Consider the following 21234-nt stretch of genomic DNA (forward strand, 5'->3'; position numbering starts at 1 on the left):
CTTCGATGGGCCGCGGGCCGTTACCGCACGAGCTCGCCGTCCTCGCGGGCCCGTGCCCCGGGGATCCTCGCATGTGCGGCCTCGCGGCACTCGGGCTTTTCGATGCTGATCCTGGGCAGCAGGCGGCCCATCCACCGGGGCAGCCACCAGTTCGCGCCGCCGAGCAGGTGCATCAGGGCGGGCACCAGCAGGGTCCGCAGGACGAAGGCGTCCAGCGCCACGGCCGCGGCGAGGCCGATGCCGAACATGGCGATGACCCGGTCACCGCTGAGCACGAAGGCCAGGAAGACGGAGATCATGATGACGGCCGCGGAGTTGATCACGCGGCTGGTCTCCGCGAGTCCGACCCGTACCGCGCGCCGGTTGTCACCGGTCTCGAGCCATTCCTCGTACATCCGGCTGACCAGGAAGACCTGGTAGTCCATGGAGAGGCCGAAGAGCACCGAGACCATGATCACCGGCAGGAAGGGCTCGATGGGGCCCGCGCTGCCGAGGCCCAGCAGTTCGCTGCCCCAGCCCCACTGGAAGACGGCCACGACGATGCCGAAGGCCGACGCGACGGCGAGGACGTTCATCACCGCCGCCTTCAGCGGGATGCCCAGCGAGCGGAACGCGAGGAGCAGCAGGAGGCAGCCGAGCGCGATGACGACGCCGACGAAGAGGGGCAGCTTGCCGACGATGATCTCCGCGAAGTCGTCGTAGCTCGCGGTGACACCACCGACGTGCACCTGGAGCGAGGTGCCGTTCTCCGCGACCGGCAGGACCTCGGAGCGCAGCCGGTCGACGAGTTCGCTCGTCGTCCTCGACTGCGGCGCGGACTCGGGGACGACAGTGAGCACCGCCGTGTCCCCGCTGCTGTTGTAGGCGACCGGCCCGGCGGACGCGACGCCGTCGGTGGCCCCAAGGTCCTCCCGGAGCCGGTCCAGCGCCATGTGGTCGTCGGGTCCCTCCAGCTCGGCGACGAGCGTGAGGGGTCCGTTGACGCCGGGGCCGAAGCCGTCGGCGAGCATGTCGTAGGCCTGCCGGGTGGTGGCGGAGGCGGGTCCGTTGCCCTGGTCGGACGTGCCGAGGTGGAGCGAGAACGTCGGCAGGGCCAGCACCAGCATGACGACAGCGGCGAGAACGCCCAGCAGCTTGGGCCGGCGCTCGACGAAGGCGGACCAGCGGGCGGCGAAGCCGGTGGGCAGTTCGGGCTGCGGCCCCTGTTCGGCCAGCCGGCGGCGCTCGCGCCTGCTGAGGGCCCGCATGCCGATCATCGAGAGCAGCGCGGGCAGCAGCGTCACGGACGCGGCGACGGTGAGGACGACGGTGAGGGACGCGGCGATCGCGACGCCGTTGAGGAAGCCGAGTCGCAGGATCAGCATCCCGAGGAGCGCGATGCAGACGGTGGCGCCGGCGAAGACGACGGCGCGGCCGGTGGTGGCCACGGCGTCGCGTACCGCCTCGTCCACCGGCAGGCCGCGCTTGAGCCCCTTGCGGTGTCTGGTGACGATGAAGAGCGCGTAGTCGATGCCGACGCCGAGGCCGATCAGGAGGCCCAGCATGGGCGCGAAGTCGGCGACGGTCATGACATGGCCGAGGAGAACGATGCCCGCGTAGGCGGTTCCGACGGACACGAGCGCCGTGGCGATGGGCAGCAGGCTGGCGGCGAGGGAGCCGAAGACCAGGAAGAGGACGACCGCCGCGACCGCCACGCCGACCATCTCGGCGAGATGACCGTCGGGCGCCTCGGTCAGGGCGACGGCGCTCCCGCCGAGTTCGACGTCCACCCCGTCGCCGGCGGCCGCCTTCGCGGTGTCGACGACGGCCCTGGCCTGCGCCTCGGTGATGTCCTCGACCTGGTGGTCGAAGGCGACCACGGCGAAGGCGGTGCGGGAGTCGGGGCTGATCTGCGCGGCGCCGTCACTGCCGTACGGGCTCACGACGGCGGCGATGCCGTCGAGCCCGGCGACGTCCTCGAGCATGCCGGACATGCGCTTCTCGACGTCGGGGGCCCGGACGCTGCCGCCGTCGGTGCGCCAGACGATGGTGTCACTGTCGCCGGCCCGGCCGTGGAAGCCGTCCTGGAGGAGGGCGGTGGCGCGGCCGGATTCGGTGCCCGGAACCTCGTAGTCGTTGGAGTACGCGGATCCGGCGACGCCCGCGGCGGCCGCGACGCCGCCGAGTGTGACGAGCCAGAGCAGGACGACGACGAGGCGGTGCGTGACGCACCACCGGGCAATTGCTGCCAACGGACCGGCTCCCCTGGTGGTTCGTGGATCTTTGGTCGGGAACAGCCCGCAAAGAACTCATGACCTGCAAGGACACACTCTGGCAGTCAATCGTGATCGTTTGTCCCTTTTGTGGGGTGAGTCACACGCGTGCACACGGGTGCATAACGGTGCACATCGCGGACATCGATGCGCACCGTCCACCCCGTCGAACGGACGCCGCGTCAGCCCGAGACGCTGGGGCGGCCGTTCTCGATGTGTCCCATCAGCCGGCGCCGGAAGCCGGACTCACGCTGCGGCCCTTCGGCGGTCACCTCGAGGTCGTACCAGCCGTGCGCGTCGGCCGCCGAGTGCACGACGGTGCGGCTGCGACCGGGCTTCACGGTGATCCGGCGGGTCCAGCCGTGCAGGTCCGCCTCCTCGACGTAACCGAGGGGCCGCACCGTGAACGTCAGGGGCGCGCGGCCGCTGTTGCGCAGCGTGAGGTGCACGTCGCGGTCGTGATGGTCGATGACGGAGCGGACCTCCGCGGTGCCCCGCGCGGGGCCGGCGAACTCCCTGCGGAAGCCGTTCGGGCCGGTGATCGTGAAACGGTAGTCCGCCCGCGTAAGGGGCACCGTCCATTGAGCCTCGCCCCTTACATCCCGGTGCTGCGGCACGGGGAACTCACCCGCGTACGGGTAGAGCGCGAAGTGCGCGCTCGCCCGTCCGCTGTTGCGGAGCGCCACGGTGACCGCGTCGGCCGTCAGGGTCGCGTGGGCGTCCGGCTGGTACGGCAGAGGGCGCGCGGGACGCGTGCCCGGCTCCTGGACGGGCATCGCCTGCACCTCGGGCGGCAGCGGCCGCCAGCGGCCCGTGAACGCGGGTATCTCCCCCGGCTGCTCCACCGCCGGCTGGGGCCGTGCCCTGCCGAAGTCGAAGGCCGAGGTGAGGTCGCCGGTCACGGTGCGCCGCCACGGGGTGATGTTGGGCTCCTCGACACCGGTCCACCGCTCCAGCAGCCGGATCACCGAGGTGTGGTCGAAGACCTCGGAGCAGACGTAGCCGCCGACGGACCAGGGTGAGACGACCAGCATGGGGACGCGGATACCGAGGCCGGTCGGGAGCCCCTGCCAGCGCTCGTCGGTGTCGTCGGCGGGCGGGACGGGCGGCGGCACATGGTCGAAGAAGCCGTCGTTCTCGTCGTAGTTGATCAGGACCACCGTGCGCCGCCAGACCTCGGGGTGCGAGGCCAGGGCGTCGAGAACCTTGTAGACGAGGGAGGCGGAGGCGACGGGCGACGAGGTGCCGGGGTGCTCGGAGTCCACGGCCGACGGCACGAGGTAGGAGACGGCGGGGAGCCGGCCCGCGGCCACGTCGGCACGGAAGCTGTCGGCGAGTGTGCCGGTCTCGACGCGGCGCAGCCCGCGCTCGAAGAGCGACCGCTCGCTCTTCGACAGCGTGGCGACACCCCTCTCGAGCGACGCCAGCAGCGCGGCCCGCTCCGCGGCGTCCTCGGTCTCGCGGACCTTCGCGTAGAAGGCCTCCATGTACGTGAAGCCACCGGACGCCGCCAGCGCCTTGCGCGCGATCTTCTTGAAGCTCGTGAAGAACTCGATGCTGTTGTCGGTGAAGTTCTCCCACTCCGTGTACGTCTTCCAGCTGCGGCCCGCCTGCTCCAGGCGCTCGGCGTACGTCGGCCACGGGTAGCCGGGGTGGGTGCCCTCCGCGTACGCGGCGTTGGTCACGGCACGCCTGCCGTCGGCCTCGTGTCCCGTCCAGCCGCTCCAGAGGTGGTTGCGGTTGGGGTTCGTCGAGGTGTGGATCGAGGAGTGGTAGGCGTCGCAGACGGTGAAGGTGTCCGCGAGCTCGTAGTGCAGCGGCAGGTCGCGCCGGTCGTAGTAGGCCATGGTCGCCGCGGTCTTCGCGGAGACCCAGCCGTCCATCCAGCCGTCGCGCCAGGCCTTGGCGCCGCCGCCCCACGAGTGGTCGAGGTCGCCGATGTACTGGAGGTCCTTCTGCTGCGCCGCCGCGGCCTCCCGCACGGGGAAGGGCAGGACCGTCCCCTGCGCCGCGGGCTGCTCGAAGACCGGCCTGCCGGAGGGGAGTTCCACGGCATTGCGGTCCCCGAAGCCGCGTACCCCGCGCAGTGTCCCGAAGTAGTGGTCGAAGGACCGGTTCTCCTGCATGAGGATCACCACGTGCTCGACCGCGCGCAGCCCGCCGGCCGGCGGTTCGGCGGCGAGCGCCGCCTGGAGGGACGGCGGCAGCAGCGATCCCGCGGCCGCCGCGCCGAATGCTCCTGTACCGAGCGCGAGCACTCTTCTGCGCGAAATCTCCGGTGACATCCCCGACCTCCCGTCGACGGCCAATGGTTCATCGTCGAGCCATTGCTCCGCAGGGACGGTAATCAGAGCGGATGTCGGCGAGAAGGCCTGGCGACATCCGCGTGGTGAACGTCCAAGAGTCCGGACGCCGAGTCCAAGCAACATCCGGCCAGTGACGGAATCTCCGGTTCCACCCGTGCGGGGCAGGGGCATCCGGCCTCGCCCGGCGCACGAGGGCGGGAATCGGCCGTGGTCCACAAGACGAGCGGATTTGTCGGCGCCGACTGGCACGATGGCCGACATGGAATACAGGGGGATCCACCAGACAGCCCTGACGCCCGCGGACGCCGCGGAGTTCGCCCGCATGCTCCATGACGCGCCCGGCCCGCATCTGGGCCGCGCACCCGTCCCCGTGCTCGTCCACGAGCCGGACACGACCCCCGCCGGGCGCCGCCACGCGCTCCAGGGGGTGTACGACGCGATCGTGGCGCGGATCGGCGAGCCGACGCTGTACGGCGGCTCCGCACAGGGCCCGAGCGTCCGCTGGCGCGACGGCCGCAGAACCGTCCTGCTCGCCGGGGACCGGCAGCAGGTGGGGCTGTCGGTCCACGACACGCTGACCCTCGAGGGCGAGGAGCGGCGGGCCTTCGAGTGGCGCGGCGCGTGGTCCGGCGGCGAGCCGTACGACCCCGCGTTCCTTCCGTACGTCTGGCAGTTGGACCGCAGCGGCCCCGGCGAGCGCCCGACCTCCCGCCCGGGCGGCCGGCCCGCGGCGGACCTGGCGCAGTTCCAGTACGGGCTCCAACTGCTTCTCGCGGCGTGGGTGGAGCAGCTGCCGGTGCAGGTGGGCACCGACTGGGCGAGCTTCTGCCTGACCAGCGCCGTCGACCGGGGCCGCCAACTTCTCGTCTCCTACAGCCTGGAGGACGGTCTGCAGGCCTCGATCGACGACCGCGACGGGGAGAACGGCGAGGACCGCGCAGGGACGATGCTCGCCCGCGGGTGGCAGAGCAGGGACCGGGGCTGGTGGCAGACGGACTTCGCCGATCCCGGACCTGACGACGCCGCGGACCTGGCCGCCCTCGTCGTCACCGAATTGTGCGCCCGCGGCACCAGGGCGCCGGAGGAACTGCGCGCGAGGGACGTGAGCTGCAAGGACCGCGGCGAGCTGTGGCTGCCGGGGCTGGGCGTCCGCCACTGACCACGGCGGTGCGCGAGGTCCACGGGCGGGGCCGGGGCCGGGCCGGCATCAGCGCCGTCCCGCCGCCCGTGCCGACGACATCGGAGCGTCGGCCGAGGACCGTTGCGAGGCGGCGGCCGGGCCGTCCTGTGCCGGGGGACGTGTCCCGGCGGTGGAGCAGTGTGCGGGCCGGTTCCTGACTCGAGGAACCGGCCCGGACCTTACGCGCCGAGCAGTCCCGTCACGGGCGCGGCCTGGCTGGTGAGGGGGTCGAGCTCGCCGGGCACCTCGGCGAGCCTGTTGAGGCCGGCGAGCTGCTCGGAGGTGCTCGGCAACTGCTCGCGGTGCTCCGGTGCGACGGACCTCTCGGTGAGGGTGTCGACCGTGTCCATGACGGACAGCGTCCCGACGGGCAGTTCGGGTGAAGCCGCGGTCGCGGCGGGGGCCGCGAGCGCGGAGGCGCCGGTGGCGAGGGCGAGAGCGGCGAGTACACGTTGTGCTTTGGTCATGTGCTGACAACGGCCCCGCTCCCTGATCGGTCACGCCCTGCCCCCATCCGCCCACGTGTGCGCACCCCGCCACGCGGCGGGGTGCGCCGGCCACATGCCCCGGACCGGGCCCTCGCCGGTGCTGTCCTGGCCGGTCCGGCCGCACGCAGCCGCCCCGCCCTGTGTCCGCGTGCCGGCCGCGCACCCCCGGGCCGAGCCGGACGGGGCCGGGCCGGGCCTGGGCGGGCCTGGCCGGGCCCTTCCGGGCCTGACCGGGGTGCGCGCCTGGGCGGGCCTTTCCGGGCTTTCCAGGCCTCGCCGGGGTGCGCGCCTGAGCGGGCCTGTTCGGCCCTGGCCGGGCCGGCCGCGCACCCCCGGGCCGAGCCGGACGGGGCCGGACGGGGCCGGGCCGGGCCAGGGTGCGCGCCTGGGCGGGCCTGTCCGGACAGGCCGCGCCCAGCCCGCCCGGCTGTGTCGGGAACCGGCCGCGCGAAGCCATGGGGCGCGCGGCTGTGCGGCGCGTGCGGCCGCCGCGTGCTCCCGTCCGGTCCTGGTCGGACGGCCCGCGCACGCGGGACGGAGTCTGTCCTGGACGGGCGGTGCGGGCTCGGCCGGTCCGGGGCACGCGGACGGGGCCTCTCCCGGCCGGGCCTGGCCGGTTCGGGCACGCGAGCGCGCGGACGCGGAAGGGCGGCGCGCACCCCCTGGTGCGCGCCGCCCTCGTCGTGCGTACGGCCGTCAGCCTTCGGTGACGCCCAGCTTCTGCAGGATCAGTTCCTTGACCCTGGCCGCGTCCGCCTGGCCGCGGGTGGTCTTCATGACCGCGCCCACGAGCGCTCCCGCCGCCGCGACCTTGCCGCCGCGGATCTTGTCCGCGATCGCCGCGTTGGCCGCGATGGCCTCGTCGACGGCCGCGCCGAGCGCGCCCTCGTCCGAGACGACCTTCAGACCGCGCTTGTCCACGACGGTGTCCGGGTCGCCCTCGCCCGCGAGCACGCCCTCGATCACCTGGCGGGCCAGCTTGTCGTTGAGCGAGCCCTCCTTGACCAGCGCGGTCACCCGGGCGACCTGCGCCGGGGTGATCGCGAGCTCGTCCAGGGCCTTGCCCGACTCGTTGGCGCTGCGGGCCAGTTCGCCCATCCACCACTTGCGCGCCTGGTCGGCCGGAGCGCCCGCCTCGATCGTGGCGACGATCAGGTCGACCGCGCCGGCGTTGAGGATCGACTGCATGTCGTGCTCGGAGACGCCCCACTCCTCGCGGAGCCGGTTGCGCCGAAGACGCGGCAGCTCCGGCAGGGTGGCGCGCAGCTCCTCGACCCACTCGCGCGACGGCGCGACCGGGACCAGGTCGGGCTCGGGGAAGTAGCGGTAGTCCTCCGCCTCCTCCTTGATCCGTCCGGACGTCGTCGAGCCGTCGTCCTCGTGGAAGTGCCGCGTCTCCTGCACGATGGTGCCGCCGGACGAGAGCACCGCGGCGTGCCGCTGGATCTCGAACCTGGCCGCCCGCTCGACGCTGCGCAGCGAGTTGACGTTCTTCGTCTCGGAGCGGGTGCCGAACTTCTCGGTGCCGTTCGGGCGCAGCGACAGGTTCACGTCGCAGCGCATCTGGCCCATCTCCATGCGCGCCTCGGACACGCCGAGGGCCCTGATGAGCTCGCGCAGCTCGGCGACGTACGCCTTGGCGACCTCCGGTGCCCGTGCGCCCGCGCCTTCGATCGGCTTGGTGACGATCTCGATCAGCGGGATGCCGGCCCGGTTGTAGTCGAGCAGGGAGTGGGACGCGCCGTGGATACGGCCGGTGGCGCCGCCGACGTGGGTCGACTTGCCGGTGTCCTCCTCCATGTGGGCGCGCTCGATCTCCACGCGGAAGACCTCGCCGTCCTCGAGCTGGACGTCCAGGTAGCCGTTGAAGGCGATCGGCTCGTCGTACTGCGAGGTCTGGAAGTTCTTCGGCATGTCCGGATAGAAGTAGTTCTTCCGGGCGAAGCGGCACCATTCGGCGATGTCGCAGTGCAGCGCGAGGCCGATCTTGACGGCCGACTCGACGGCGACCGCGTTGACGACCGGCAGCGAGCCGGGCATGCCGAGGCAGGTGGGACAGGTCTGCGAGTTGGGCTCGGCGCCCAGCTCCGTGGAGCACCCGCAGAACATCTTGGTCTTGGTGCCGAGCTCGACATGGACCTCGAGGCCCATGACGGGGTCGTAGGACGCGAGGGCGTCCTCGTACGACACCGGTTCAGTGACGGTCACGATGAAACTTTCCCTCTCAGCCCAGCAGAACGTCGTCGTCGCCGAGCCGCTTCAGCTCGCGGTAGAGGATGGCCAGGCCGGTGACGATGGCGGCGGCGGACACCGCGGCGTCGATCAGCCGCAGCACGTCGCCGTCCTGGCGGGCCAGCTTGGCCTGCTTGGCGACGCTGATCGCGCCGAACGCGGTGCTGCCGAGCGACACGTACAGCCCGGTCCTGGACTTCTTGAAGTTCTTGGCCTTCTTTGCCATGGCACTCATAGCGACGGAGCCTCCTCGAGCAGCGGGTGACCCCAGCGTTCCACGAACGCGGCCTCGACGGCCGCACCGACCTTGTACAGACGGTCGTCCTTCATGGCCGGGGCGATGATCTGCAGGCCGACGGGCAGGCCGTCCTCCGGTGCGAGACCGCAGGGCAGCGACATGGCCGCGTTGCCGGCCAGGTTGGTCGGGATGGTGCACAGGTCCGCGAGGTACATCGCCATCGGGTCGTCGGCGCGCTCGCCGATCGGGAAGGCGGTGGTCGGCGTCGTCGGGGAGACGATCACGTCGACCTGCTCGAACGCCTTCTCGAAGTCCCGGGTGATGAGGGTGCGGACCTTCTGCGCGGAGCCGTAGTACGCGTCGTAGTAGCCGGAGCTGAGCGCGTACGTGCCGAGCATGATGCGGCGCTTGACCTCGTCTCCGAAGCCGGCCTCGCGGGTCAGCGCGGTGACGTCCTCCGCGGACTTCGTGCCGTCGTCGCCGACCCGCAGGCCGTAGCGCATGGCATCGAAGCGGGCGAGGTTCGAGGAGCACTCGGACGGCGCGATCAGGTAGTACGCGGAAAGCGCCAGGTCGAAGGACGGGCAGTCCAGCTCGACGATCTCGGCGCCGAGCTCCTTCAGCAGCTCCACCGACTCGTCGAAGCGCTGCACGACGCCGGCCTGGTAGCCCTCGCCGCGGAACTGCTTGACGACGCCGACGCGCATCCCGGCCACGGAGCCGTTGCGGGCCGCCTCGACGACCGGCGGGACCGGCGCGTCGATGGACGTCGAGTCGAGCGGGTCGTGCCCGGCGATGACCTCGTGGAGCAACGCGGCGTCGAGGACGGTACGGGCGCACGGCCCGCCCTGGTCGAGGCTGCTGCTGAACGCGACCATGCCGTACCGCGACACTCCGCCGTACGTGGGCTTGACGCCGACCGTCGCCGTCACGGCGGCGGGCTGACGGATCGAGCCGCCGGTGTCCGTGCCGATGGCGAGCGGCGCCTCGTAGGCGGCGAGCGCGGCGCTGGAGCCACCGCCGGAGCCGCCGGGGATACGGGTGAGGTCCCACGGGTTGCCCGTCGGGCCGTACGCGCTGTTCTCGGTGGAGGACCCCATGGCGAACTCGTCCATGTTGGTCTTGCCGAGGATGACGACGTCGGCCGCCTTGAGGCGCCGGGTGACCGTCGCGTCGTACGGCGGGATCCAGCCCTCGAGGATCTTGGAGCCGACCGTGGTGGGGATGCCCTCGGTGGTGAAGATGTCCTTCAGCGCGAGCGGCACACCGGCGAGAGGACCGAGCTTCTCGCCCTTGGCGCGCTTCTCGTCGACGGCGCGGGCCTGCGCGAGGGCGCCCTCGCGGTCGACGTGGAGGAAGGCGTGCACCTTCTCGTCGACGGCCTCGATACGGGCCAGGTGTGCCTGCGTCACCTCGACGGCCGTGAGCTCGCCGGCGGCGATCTTCGTGGCGATCTCGGCGGCGGTGAGCTTGATGATGCTGTCCGACATGGTGATTAGTCCTCCCCCAGGATCTGCGGCACCTTGAAACGCTGCTGCTCCTGGGCCGGGGCGCCGGAGAGCGCCTGCTCGGGGGTGAGCGACGGACGGACCTCGTCCGCGCGCATGACATTGGTCAGCGGCAGCGGGTGGGAGGTCGGCGGTACGTCTTGGTCGGCGACCTCGGAGACGCGGGCGACCGCGCCGATGATGTCGTCGAGCTGTCCGGCGAAGTGCTCGAGCTCTTCGCCGGACAGCTCCAGACGCGCCAGCCGTGCGAGGTGGGCGACCTCCTCGCGCGTGATGCCAGGCATGCAGCGATCCTCAGGGGTGAGTGTGATGGTTTTGCCCAATCCTATGGGGCGAGCGCCCGTGACCGTGAAACGGATTGCTCGGCCCCCGCCCCGCCGCTCCCCCGGACCGGGCCGCGCCCCGGTCCGGCGCGGGGTGACGCACACCCCGTGACCGCTGCGCGGGCGGCTCCGCGCCCGCGCCGCGTACGGGGCGCCGAGCGCGTCACCGCCGCCATCCCAGCAGGGGTTACGTCACCGCACGGCCCGAGGTACGGTCCGCCCGTGGCTGGGGCGGGGGGATCTCGCCGGCCGCCGGGAGGGCCGGGCGGTGCCAGCCGTGCACTCCCCGGGCCAGCAGCCAGGCCGTGGCCTCCTGCGGCGGCATCGCCGCGGCGACCAGCCAGCCCTGCACCGCGTCGCAGCGCAGGTCCCTCAGCCGCTCCCAGGTCTCGTCGTCCTCGACGCCCTCCGCGACCACCAGCAGGCCGAGCGAGTGGGCGAGGTCCACGGTGCAGCGGACGATCTCCGCGTCCTCCGCGTCGACCGCGAGCCTGGCCACGAAGGAACGGTCGATCTTCAGCTCGCTGACGGGCAGCCGGCGCAGGTGGACCAGCGACGAGTAGCCGGTGCCGAAGTCGTCCAGCGACATCTTCACACCGTGGTCGGCGAGCCCGGCCAGGGTGTCCGCGGCCCGCTGCGGGTCCTCCAGCAGCACGTGCTCCGTTATCTCCAGCTGGAGCGCGCCCGCGGGCACGCCGTGCCGGGCGAGCCTGGCGGCCACGGCACCGGCGAAGCCGGGTGTGTGGACGTCTCGGGGGGAGACGTTGACGGCGACCGGGACCTCGAGCCCCTGCGCGCGCCATCTGGCGACCTGGGCGAGCGCCGTCTCGAGGACGTACTCGGTCAGGTGCGGCATCAGGCCGGAGGACTCCGCGATGGCGATGAACTCGTCCGGGGGGACCCGCCCGCGCTCGGGGTGGACCCAGCGGACCAGGGCCTCGAGACCGGCGACGTGCCCGTCGAAGCGGACCTTGGGCTGGTAGTGGAGTTCGACGTCTCCGGCGTCCAGCGCGCGGCGCAGGTCGCCGAGGAGACCGAGCCGGTCGGGGGTGTTGCTGTCGCGCTTGGACTCGTACACCTCGACGCCCGTGCGGTCGCGCTTGGCCTGGTACATCGCCACGTCCGCGCGGCGCAGCAGCCCTTCGGCGTCCAGCGCGTGGTCGGGGAAGACGGCGAGTCCGGCGCTGGCCTCCAGGACGAGGGTCAGCCCGTCGAGGTCGAGCGGGGAGGACAGTTCGGCGACGAGGTGCCTGGCGATCCGCTGGGCGGAGGTCGTGGAGTCGGCGGTGGGCAGCAGCACCGCGAACTCGTCGCCGCCGAGTCGTGCGGCCTCCGCGCCCCGCGGCAGGGCGAGCCGGAGCCGGTCGGCGATCTGCAGCAGGAGCCGGTCCCCCGCGAGGTGACCGAGTGTGTCGTTGACCGACCGGAAGCGGTCGAGGTCGATCAGGACGAGCGCGGCGCGCGCGCCGCTGCTCTCCGCGTCCTCCAGTGCGGACCAGGTGCGCTCCAGCAGCCACTGACGGTTGGGCAGTCCCGTGAGCGGGTCCCGCAGCTGCTCCTCGGCCCTGGCCCTGGCGATCCACAGCGTGTAGTCCAGCGCGATCAGCGGCACCGCGAACAGGGGCAGCAGCAGCGGCATCGCGACGGCGACGACGCAGATCAGCGGAGCTATGCCGACGAGCGCGACGGCGACGAGGCCCTGCCGCAGCAGGGCCGTGCGTGCGACGGTCGGCAGACCGCCGGCCTGCGGTGCCAGCACGTACCAGAGCAGCAGCCGGGTGGCGCCCAGATACGCGGTCGCGGCGAGGATCACCTCGGGCGCGGCCGCGGGCTCCCAGCTGAGCGGGTCCCAGGGCCGCTCGACGGTGGGCACGACGTCGAAGAGCGCGAGCGCGAGCGCCGCCGCTCCGATACCGAGGACGTCGACGGCGCCGTGCAGCACGCCCTGCCGCCAGCGGTTGCGGCAGGCGGCGCCGACGAGGGCCACCACGGCCAGGGAGACCAGACCCGCCGCCACCCAGCCGAACAGGAGCAGGGTGGCCAGCGTCAGCGCGGCCCCCGATCCGGCGCCGCCCCACCAGCGGTCGCGGCCGAGGGCGACAAGATGTCCGACGATGATCCCGGTGAGCACGGCGAGCGACCAGCCGACGGTGCCGGCGGGGAAGAGCGCGCGCTCCTCCTGGAGATTCCGTACGACTCCGATGCCCAGCACGAGCGCGGCAGTTGCCACGACGGCCGCGGGCAGGCCGGGTTTCCTGCCCACCAGGGCCGCGAGTGCACGCGGCCGTGAGACCGGGGCGGCGCTCTCGGTCGGTTTCATTCCCGTCCCTCTCACAGCCGGCGGTGCCTCGCGATGGCTCCCGTTGTCATGCCACCACGACTGAATCCCACCACGCAGCCGTGCACGACAGGCGCACATTTCAACAGTAGGCGCGGGAGACCCGCACGGGCAGCGCTCTACAGCTCTTGCCCGAATGCGACCCGGCCACCCTTATCCATCTGGTATGCGCTGAACGGGTGACCTGTAGTGGGCGTTCGACCGGCGCTCCGAGCGTCCGGATCCTGCCCCTCGTGCCGCAGCGATGCGCCTCGCGCGCCCCCGTCGAGCGCCCGTCCGAGCCCCTTTTGTCACGCCTCCTCGGTCACAGCAGCCTCACGAGCCGCCTCCGGTCCCTCTTCGAGGAGGACCGCGAAGCCCGACTCGTCCAGAACCGGCACCTTCAACTGCACTGCCTTGTCGTACTTGGAACCGGGATTGTCACCGACCACCACGAAGCTCGTCTTCTTCGATACGGAACCGGCCACTTTCGCTCCGAGGCTCTGGAGCGCTTCTTTTGCGCCATCCCTGGTGTGGTTCTCCAGCGTTCCGGTGACGACGACCGTCAGCCCTTCGAGCGGACGCGGCCCCGCGTCCTCCCCCGAGCCGTGCTCCTCCGTCCGCACGCCCGCCGCACGCCACTTGCGCAGGATCTCGCGGTGCCAGTCCTCCTCGAACCACTGCTTGAGCGCGGCGGCGATGGTGGGGCCCACACCGTCGACCGCCGCGAGCTCCTCCTCCGTCGCCTGCTCGATACGGTCGATGGAGCGGAACTCACGGGCGAGCGCCTCGGCGGCGACCGGGCCCACATGACGGATCGACAGTCCCGTGATGATGCGGGCCAGCGGGCGCTCCTTGGCCGCCGCGATGTTCTCCAGCATCGCCACGGCGTTCCTGCGCGGCTCGCCCTTCTGGTTGGCGAACACCGTCGCGATCTTGTCCTCGCCGGTCTTCGGGTCGCGCTTGGGGAGGCCGCTGTCCTGGTCGAGGACGTACGCCTTGATGGGCAGCAGCTGCTCCATGGTGAGGTCGAACAGGTCGCCCTCGTCGACGAGCGGCGGCTCCGCGGGCTCGAGCGGCTGGGTGAGAGCCGCGGCCGCGACGTAACCGAAATGCTCGATGTCGAGTGCCTTGCGCCCCGCCAGGTAGAAGAGTCGCTCCCGCAACTGGGCGGGGCACGAGCGGGCGTTGGGGCACCGCAGGTCGACGTCGCCCTCCTTCATGGGCCGCAGCGCGGTGCCGCACTCGGGGCACTCGGCCGGCATCACGAACTCCCGCTCGCTGCCGTCCCGCAGGTCCACCACCGGGCCGAGGATCTCGGGGATGACGTCACCGGCCTTGCGCAGCACCACCGTGTCACCGATGAGGACGCCCTTGGCCTTGACCACGTCCTGGTTGTGCAGGGTCGCGAACTCGACCTCGGAGCCCGCCACCGTGACCGGCTCGACCTGGGCGTACGGGGTGACACGGCCGGTGCGGCCGACACCGACGCGGATGTTGACCAGCTTGGTGTTGACCTCCTCCGGCGCGTACTTCCAGGCGATCGCCCAGCGCGGCGCACGCGCGGTCGACCCGAGACGGCCCTGCAGCGGGATCTCGTCGAGCTTGACCACGACCCCGTCGATCTCGTGCTCCACGGAGTGGCGGTGCTCACCGAAGTAGGCGATGAACTCCCGCACCTCCTCCAGCGAGCCGACCACCTTGTTGTGCCGGGCGGTGGGCAGACCCCACTCGCGGAGCAGGTCGTACGCCTGGGAGAGCCGGTCGATCGTCAGGCCCTCGCGAGCGCCGATGCCGTGCACCACCATGCGCAGCGGCAGCGTGGCGGTGACCTTGGGGTCCTTCTGGCGCAGCGAACCGGAGGCGGAGTTGCGCGGGTTGGCGTAGGGCTGCTCGCCGGCGGCCACACGGCGGGCGTTGAGCTCCTGGAACTGCTCCATGGGGAAGTAGACCTCGCCGCGGATCTCCACGAGGCGGGGAATACGGTCGCCCCCCAGCCGGTCCGGGATACCGGCGATGGTGCGGGCGTTCGGAGTGATGTCCTCGCCCACGCGCCCGTCGCCGCGGGTCGCCGCGCGGGTCAGCCGGCCCTTCTCGTAGGTCAGGTTGACCGCGAGGCCGTCGACCTTCAGCTCGCACAGGAAGTGGTAGCCGGGGGCGCCGACGTCGCGGGCGACGCGCTCGGCCCAGGCGGCGAGCTCCGCGTCGTCGAAGGCGTTGTCCAGGGAGAGCATCCGCTCGCGGTGCTCGACCTTGGTCAGCTCGGTCTCGTAGTCCCCGGCGACCTTCTGGGTCGGCGAGTCGGGCGTGCGCAGCTCCGGGTACCGCTCCTCGAGCCCTTCGAGCTCCCGGAGGAGCTTGTCGAACTCCGCGTCGCTGATGACGGGGCTGTCCTTCACGTAGTACCGGAAGCGGTGCTCCTCGATCTGCTCGGCCAGGAGCGCGTGCTCCTCCCGGGCCTGGGCGGGCAGGTTCGTCTGCTGTTCGCCGGCCACCGTTTCGTCCTCCCGTTGTCCGTGCACCCGTTACTCAGGGTTGTCCGCGAGGGATCTCGCGGCGCGGACGCAGTGGGCGAGCGCCGCCCGGGCGTACGCGGGCGAGGCGCCCGCGAGCCCGCACGTCGGAGTGATCACGATCGACTCGGCGAGAGTCCCCGGATTCAGCCCCAGCCTGCGCCACAGCGTCCGTACACCCTTGACGATATCGGCGCCCACCGACAATCCGTCCGACGCGGCGTCGGTGGAGGGGACGACGCCCGCGAAGAGCTTCGTGCCGGCCTCCACAGCCTCACCGATGGACTCCTCGTCACGTTCCGTGAGCAGACCGAAATCGAACGAGATCCCCTGGACGCCGGCGCGGCGCAGCAGCGCGAACGGCACGTCCGGCGCGCAGGAGTGCACGACCACCGGCCCGTCCGTGGCGGCCATGACGTCGCGCAGCGTGCTCTCGACGACCTGCCGGTCGACGGCACGGTACGTGCGGTACCCGCTGGCCGTCCTGACCTGCCCGCGCAGCACCGCAGTGAGGGACGGCTCGTCGAGCTGGAGCACCACACGGGCGCCGGGAACACGGCGGCGCACCTCGGCGAGGTGATCACGCAGCCCCTCGGCGAGGGACGCGGCGAGGTCCCGGCAGGCGCCGGGGTCGCCGAGCGCCGCCTCGCCGCCGCGCCGCTCGAGGGCGGCGGCGAGCGTCCACGGGCCGACGGCCTGCACCTTCAGCGGGCCCTCGTAGCCCTGGGTGAACTCCTCCAGCGCGTCGAGGTCCTCGCCCATCCAGGAGCGGGCCCTGCGGGTGTCGCGGCCGGGCCGGTCGCTGATCCGCCAGCCGCTCGGCTCCACATGGGCGTACATCTCCACGAGGAGGCCGACGGTCCGGCCGATCATGTCCGCGCCCGGTCCCCTGGCGGGCAGTTCCGCCAGGTGCGCGAACTCCTCGAAGGACCCGGTGACCGTCCTCGCCGCCTCGCGTGCGTCGCCGCCGGGCAAGGAGCCCACGCCGGTCGCGGGGCCCCATCGGAACTCGTTCTTCTCGCTCACCCCGGCAGCGTACGTGTCCCCGCGCTCAGCGCCCCGGCCGCACCGTCAGATCGTTGATCTCCGCGTCGCGCGGCAGGTCCAGGGCGGTCAGGATCGCCGTGGCGACCGATTCGGGGTCGATCCAGCGGGAGGGGTCGTACTCCTTGCCCTCCTGCGAGTGCACCTTGGCCTGCATGGGGCTCGCGGTACGCCCCGGGTAGACGGAGGTGACCCGTACACCGGCGGCGTGCTCCTCGTGCCGCAGGGAGTCGGCGAGGGCCTTCAGTCCGTGCTTGGAGGCGGCGTACGCGGCCCACTCGGCGTGGGCGGCGAGGCCGGCGCCGGAGTTGACGAAGACCACATGGCCCTGGGCGGCCCGCAGTTGGGGAAGGAACAGCCGGGTCAGCTCGGCGGGCGCGATCAGATTCACGTTGAGCTGCTGGCGCCAGGTCTTCGGGCGCAGGTCGCCGACCGGTCCGAGGTCGACGATGCCGGCGATGTGCAGCAGCGAGTCGACGCTCGACGGCATGGACTGCTGCCCGAGGGCCCAGGAGATCCGGTCGGGGTCCGCGAGGTCGGCGACGAGCGTGCCGGCTCCCGGGTAGCGCGCTTCGAATTCCTTGGCCCGGCCCGCGTCCCGCGCGACGAGGACGACATCGTCGCCCCGCTCGTGCAGACGACGGGTGACGGCAGCGCCGATGCCGGATCCGGCGCCGGTGATCAGATGGGTGGTCATGCCCGCCATGCTCGCACTACCGGATGCCGGCGGACTCCTCGAGGTACGCCATGGCGCCGGCGCCGTCCTCGGCGAAGAACACGAGCTCGGTGAGCGGCAGGGGCAGGAAGCCCTCGTCCTCCATCCGCTGGAACTGCTGCTTGAGTCCGTCGTAGAACCCCGCGGCGTTGAGCAGGACGACCGGCTTGGTGTGATGGCCGTGCTTCTTCAGCTCCAGGATCTCCGTCGCCTCGTCGAGCGTCCCGGTGCCACCGACCATGATCACGACGGCGTCGGACCTGGCGAGCAGCAGCGCCTTGCGCTCCGCGAGGTCCTTGGCGATCACCATCTCGTCGGCGTTCGCCCGCGCCTTGGACCGGAGGAACTCGACGGAGACGCCGATCAGCCGCCCGCCGGCCTCCTGCACGCCGTCCGCGACGACCTTCATCAGTCCGCTCTCCGAGCCGCCCCACACCAGTGTGTGACCGCCCTTGCCGATGAGCTCGGCGAACTCGCGGGCGGGGCGGGTGTAGCGCTCGTCGAGATCGGCGGCGGAGAGGAAGACGCAGATGTTCATGCGACCACCGTAAAGGGGGGCACCGACATCCCTTACGGAATTTTTCCGCCGGAGCGATGAGTTCTCACGAGCGGCCCGGTCAGCTCTCTCATGGACACCACCATGAGCGCGGCCGTGATGAAGGCCGAGTCCGCGGACGGCACTCTCATCGCCTACGAACGGCGCGGCGCCGGACCGGCGTTGGTGCTGGTCGGCGGAGCGCTGTGCACGTCCGCGTCGGACGCGCCGCTGGCCGGGCTGCTCGCCCCGCATTTCAGCGTGTTCACGTACGACCGCCGCGGCCGGGGGGCGAGCGGCGACACGGCCCCGTACGCGGTGCGGCGCGAGATCGAGGACCTGGCCGCCGTCATCGGGGCGGCCGGCGGGCGGGCCGCCGTCCACGGCACGTCCTCGGGCGCCGCGCTCGCGCTGCGCGCCGCCGCGGCCGGCCTGCCGATCACCCAACTGTCGCTCTACGAACCTCCGTTCGATACGGAGCCGGCGGCCGGGCAGGGCAGTACCGAGTACGTCGACCGGATGACGGCACTCCTCGCACAGGGGCGGCGGGGCGACGCGCTCGCCGTGTTCATGGCCGCTGTGGGGATGCCCGAGGAAGCCGTGGCCGGGCTCCGTCCGCTGCCGGTGTGGTCCGACATGGAGGCGCTGGCGCACACCTTGGCGTACGACCACGAGGTGATGGGCGACGGCCTGGTGCCGACGTCGCTCCTCGCCTCCGTCACCGCCCGTGTGATGGTGGTCGACGGCGGCGCGAGCCCGGTCGGGATGCGCGACGCCGCACGCGCGGTGGCGACGGCCCTCCCCCGCGGCCGCCACCACACTCTGACGGGCCAGACGCACGAAGTGGCCCCGCACGTCCTGGCGCCGACGCTGATCCGGTTCTTCCACGCGTGAGAGGCGTGAGGGTTCCGCGTCGCACGCGGGCGGACCTGGCCGTAAGTGCCGTGCCATGGCGGCCAGTTCGCGCCGAACCTGCCCTTGATCGCATCTGTAGAGTTCCCGGCATGAGCCGAGTGACCGTCAACGGTGCAGCGATCCACTACAGCGACCAGGGCCCGGCCGACGGCGTGCCCGTCGTCCTCGTCCACGGGCACCCCTTCAACCGCTCCCTCTGGGCGCCCCAGACCGAGGCCCTGACCGCGGCCGGGTACCGCGTGATCACCCCCGACCTGCGGGGTTACGGCGAGAGCGAGGTGGTCCCCGGCAAGACCCTGCTCTCCGACTTCGCCGACGACATCGCGGGCCTCCTCGACCGTCTCGGTCTCGAGCGCGTCGTGGTCGGCGGTGTCTCCATGGGGGGCCAGATCGCGATGGAGTTCCAGCGTTCCTACGCGCCGCGCGTGCGGGCGCTGGTCCTGTCGGACACCTCCCCGGTCGCGGAGACGGAGGAGGGCAAGGCCTTCCGCAACAGCCTCGCCGACCGGCTGCTCGCCGAGGGCATGGACGGGTACGCGGACGAAGTGATCGACAAGATGCTGGCGGCGTACAACGTCACGGCCATGCCGGACGTCGCGGCGCAGGTGCTGACGATGATGCGCACGACGGCACCCGAGGGCGCGGCGGCTGCCCTCCGCGGCCGCGCGGAGCGGCCGGACTACCGGGACACGCTGGCCGCGGTGAAGTCACCGGTGCTGATCGTCGTGGGGACGGACGACGCGTACACCCCTGTCTCCGACGCGGAGGCGATGCGTGACCTGATCCCGCACGCCACGCTCACGGTGATCGAAGACGCGGGCCACCTCCCGGGGGCCGAACAGCCCGCGCGGTTCAACAAGGCGCTGCTGGCGTTCCTCGACGAGCAGGTGGTCCAGGGCACTTCCTGATCCGCCGGGTGCGGCCGGGCGGGACGGGACGACGGCCGGGCGACCGCCGTCGCCCGCTGGCGGCGGGGTGCCTGACCGCCGTCGCTGCGGCGCTGGTTGCCCGACCACGTCACCCGCGGCGGGGCCGCCTGGGCGACCGCCGTCGCCCCCTGCCGAAGGCGCTGACACATCGCCCGCGGCGGGGATGTCGGACCACGTCGGCCCCGACGCGGCCCCCTCGGCGAACCGCCGTCGCCGACGACGGGGCCCTTGAGCCAGGCCACTACCGGCGGTGCCTACCGCCGTCGCCGCGACAGGGACTGCCTGGCGGGGCCGCCTGGGCGACCGCCGTCACCGACGAGAGAGTGTGAGCGAGGGCGTTCCCATCGGCGGCGGGGTGCCTGACCGCCGTCGCCCGCTGCCGAAGGCGCTGCCCGACACATCGCCCGCGGCGGGGATGTCGGACCACGTCGGCCGCGACGCGGCTCCCTCGGCGAACCGCCGTCGCCGACGACAGAGTGTGTGAGCGAGGGCGTTCCCGTCGGCGGCGGGGTGCCTGACCGCCGTCGCCGCGACAGGGGCTGCCCGACCACGTCACCCGCGGCGGAGCCGCCTGGGCGACCGCCGTCGCCGTCCGCGGCGGGACGCCTAGGCGACCGCCGTCGCCCGCCGGGTCGTCGTCGCGAGTGTCGCCGAGCCGACCACCCGCGTGCCGTCGTAGAGGACGACCGCCTGGCCGGGGGCCACGCCGCGGACCGGCTCGGTGAAGGTGACGCGCAGCTCGGAGCCGTCGACCAGCTCGGCCGTCACCTCCGTCTCGCCGCCGTGGGCGCGCAGCTGGGCGGTGTACGTGCCGGGGCCCTCCGGGGCCGCGCCGCACCAGCGGGGCTTGATCGCGGTGAGGGCGGTGACGTCGAGGGCCTCGACCGGGCCGACGGTCACCGTGTTGTTCACCGGGGAGATGTCCAGGACGTAGCGCGGCTTGCCGTCGGGCGCGGGGTGGCCGATGCGCAGGCCCTTGCGCTGCCCGATGGTGAACCCGAAGGCTCCCTCGTGACTGCCGAGCTTCTTGCCCGACTCGTCGACGATGTCGCCCTCCGCGGTGCCGAGGCGGTCCGCCAGGAAGCCCTGGGTGTCGCCGTCGGCGATGAAGCAGATGTCGTGGCTGTCGGGCTTCTTCGCGACCGCGAGCCCGCGCCGCTCGGCCTCCGCCCGGATCTCGTCCTTGGTGGTCAGCGTGTCGCCGAGCGGGAACATCGCGTGCGCGAGCTGCCTCTCGTCGAGGACGCCCAGCACGTACGACTGGTCCTTGGCCATGTCGCTGGCCCGGTGCAGCTCGCGGCTGCCGTCGTCCTTCAGGACGACGGTGGCGTAGTGGCCGGTGCACACCGCGTCGAAGCCGAGCGCGAGGGCCTTGTCGAGCAGCGCGGCGAACTTGATCTTCTCGTTGCAGCGCAGGCACGGGTTGGGCGTGCGGCCCGCCTCGTACTCGGCGATGAAGTCCTCGACCACGTCCTCACGGAAGCGTTCCGCCAGGTCCCACACGTAGAAGGGGATACCGATGACGTCCGCGGCGCGGCGCGCGTCGCGCGAGTCCTCGATGGTGCAGCAGCCACGGGCACCCGTGCGGAAGGACTGCGGGTTCGCGGAGAGCGCCAGGTGCACACCGGTCACATCGTGACCGGCCTCTGCCGCGCGGGCGGCGGCGACGGCGGAGTCCACGCCGCCGGACATGGCGGCGAGGACGCGGAGGGGGCGCTGGGAAGTCTCAGTCATAGCGC

The 21234-nt window shown here is 72.3% G+C and carries 16 protein-coding genes; 3 read left to right on the plus strand and 13 right to left on the minus strand.

Annotated elements, in window-relative coordinates; all coding sequences use genetic code 11:
- Positions 1 to 20 precede the first annotated feature (20 nt).
- Together SPRI_RS11620 and SPRI_RS11625 are read right to left on the minus strand one after the other, a co-directional pair.
- On the minus strand, positions 21 to 2231 hold the full coding sequence (locus SPRI_RS11620) for an MMPL family transporter (RefSeq protein WP_037773691.1): 2211 nt from the start codon (positions 2229 to 2231) through the stop codon (positions 21 to 23).
- A 203-nt stretch (positions 2232 to 2434) separates the two neighbouring features.
- A complete protein-coding gene (locus tag SPRI_RS11625; RefSeq protein ID WP_005311557.1) occupies positions 2435 to 4537 on the minus strand; it encodes a phosphocholine-specific phospholipase C in 2103 nt (700 codons plus the stop codon).
- A 271-nt stretch (positions 4538 to 4808) separates the two neighbouring features.
- Between SPRI_RS11625 and SPRI_RS11630 the strand changes: the two genes are divergently transcribed.
- Positions 4809 to 5717, plus strand: coding sequence for a hypothetical protein (locus SPRI_RS11630; protein ID WP_005311559.1), 909 nt, complete (start codon positions 4809 to 4811; stop codon positions 5715 to 5717).
- Between the two features lie 200 nt (positions 5718 to 5917).
- Here SPRI_RS11630 and SPRI_RS11635 read toward each other — a convergent pair whose 3' ends face one another.
- The 10 genes from SPRI_RS11635 to SPRI_RS11680 all read right to left on the minus strand — a co-directional run bounded on the left by SPRI_RS11635 (position 5918) and on the right by SPRI_RS11680 (position 17654).
- Positions 5918 to 6205 (minus strand): hypothetical protein, encoded by a 288-nt coding sequence (locus SPRI_RS11635; RefSeq protein WP_053556904.1) that lies wholly within the window; start codon positions 6203 to 6205, stop codon positions 5918 to 5920.
- A 717-nt stretch (positions 6206 to 6922) separates the two neighbouring features.
- The gene (gene gatB, locus SPRI_RS11640; RefSeq protein ID WP_005311560.1) at positions 6923 to 8434 is read right to left on the minus strand and encodes an Asp-tRNA(Asn)/Glu-tRNA(Gln) amidotransferase subunit GatB; all 1512 of its coding nucleotides are present in this window, start codon (positions 8432 to 8434) and stop codon (positions 6923 to 6925) included.
- A gap of 16 nt (positions 8435 to 8450) precedes the next feature.
- Complete coding sequence (locus SPRI_RS11645; RefSeq protein ID WP_005311562.1) at positions 8451 to 8693, minus strand: hypothetical protein; 243 nt, start codon at positions 8691 to 8693, stop codon at positions 8451 to 8453.
- Entirely contained in the window at positions 8690 to 10186 is a 1497-nt protein-coding gene (gene gatA / locus SPRI_RS11650) for an Asp-tRNA(Asn)/Glu-tRNA(Gln) amidotransferase subunit GatA (protein ID WP_005311566.1), read from the minus strand. The genes SPRI_RS11645 and gatA overlap by 4 nt, the downstream gene beginning before the upstream one ends.
- A gap of 5 nt (positions 10187 to 10191) precedes the next feature.
- A complete protein-coding gene (gatC, locus tag SPRI_RS11655) occupies positions 10192 to 10488 on the minus strand; it encodes an Asp-tRNA(Asn)/Glu-tRNA(Gln) amidotransferase subunit GatC (RefSeq protein WP_005311569.1) in 297 nt (98 codons plus the stop codon).
- Between the two features lie 226 nt (positions 10489 to 10714).
- The gene (locus SPRI_RS11660) at positions 10715 to 12847 is read right to left on the minus strand and encodes a putative bifunctional diguanylate cyclase/phosphodiesterase (RefSeq protein ID WP_037773694.1); all 2133 of its coding nucleotides are present in this window, start codon (positions 12845 to 12847) and stop codon (positions 10715 to 10717) included.
- A gap of 308 nt (positions 12848 to 13155) precedes the next feature.
- The gene (gene ligA, locus SPRI_RS11665; protein WP_037773696.1) at positions 13156 to 15339 is read right to left on the minus strand and encodes an NAD-dependent DNA ligase LigA; all 2184 of its coding nucleotides are present in this window, start codon (positions 15337 to 15339) and stop codon (positions 13156 to 13158) included.
- Between the two features lie 30 nt (positions 15340 to 15369).
- The gene (locus SPRI_RS11670) at positions 15370 to 16383 is read right to left on the minus strand and encodes a methionine synthase (protein ID WP_005311577.1); all 1014 of its coding nucleotides are present in this window, start codon (positions 16381 to 16383) and stop codon (positions 15370 to 15372) included.
- Between the two features lie 25 nt (positions 16384 to 16408).
- Complete coding sequence (locus SPRI_RS11675) at positions 16409 to 17098, minus strand: SDR family oxidoreductase (RefSeq protein ID WP_005311580.1); 690 nt, start codon at positions 17096 to 17098, stop codon at positions 16409 to 16411.
- A gap of 16 nt (positions 17099 to 17114) precedes the next feature.
- Positions 17115 to 17654, minus strand: a complete 540-nt coding sequence (locus tag SPRI_RS11680; protein ID WP_005311583.1) for an LOG family protein — start codon at positions 17652 to 17654, stop codon at positions 17115 to 17117.
- 102 nt (positions 17655 to 17756) lie between these two features.
- On the opposite strand from SPRI_RS11680, the gene SPRI_RS11685 reads away from it, so the two are divergent.
- Together SPRI_RS11685 and SPRI_RS11690 are read left to right on the plus strand one after the other, a co-directional pair.
- Positions 17757 to 18545 carry an alpha/beta fold hydrolase gene (locus SPRI_RS11685; protein WP_005311589.1) on the plus strand — a complete coding sequence of 263 codons (789 nt, stop codon included), beginning with the start codon at positions 17757 to 17759 and terminating at the stop codon, positions 18543 to 18545.
- 110 nt (positions 18546 to 18655) lie between these two features.
- Positions 18656 to 19474 carry an alpha/beta fold hydrolase gene (locus tag SPRI_RS11690; RefSeq protein ID WP_037773698.1) on the plus strand — a complete coding sequence of 273 codons (819 nt, stop codon included), beginning with the start codon at positions 18656 to 18658 and terminating at the stop codon, positions 19472 to 19474.
- A gap of 627 nt (positions 19475 to 20101) precedes the next feature.
- On the opposite strand, the gene mnmA is transcribed toward SPRI_RS11690, so the two are convergent.
- Positions 20102 to 21229: a tRNA 2-thiouridine(34) synthase MnmA gene (gene mnmA, locus SPRI_RS11695; protein ID WP_053556905.1), complete on the minus strand. Its 1128-nt coding sequence runs from the start codon at positions 21227 to 21229 to the stop codon at positions 20102 to 20104.
- Between the last annotated feature and the right edge of the window lie 5 nt (positions 21230 to 21234).

Source organism: Streptomyces pristinaespiralis (assembly GCF_001278075.1).
Lineage (GTDB): Bacteria > Actinomycetota > Actinomycetes > Streptomycetales > Streptomycetaceae > Streptomyces > Streptomyces pristinaespiralis.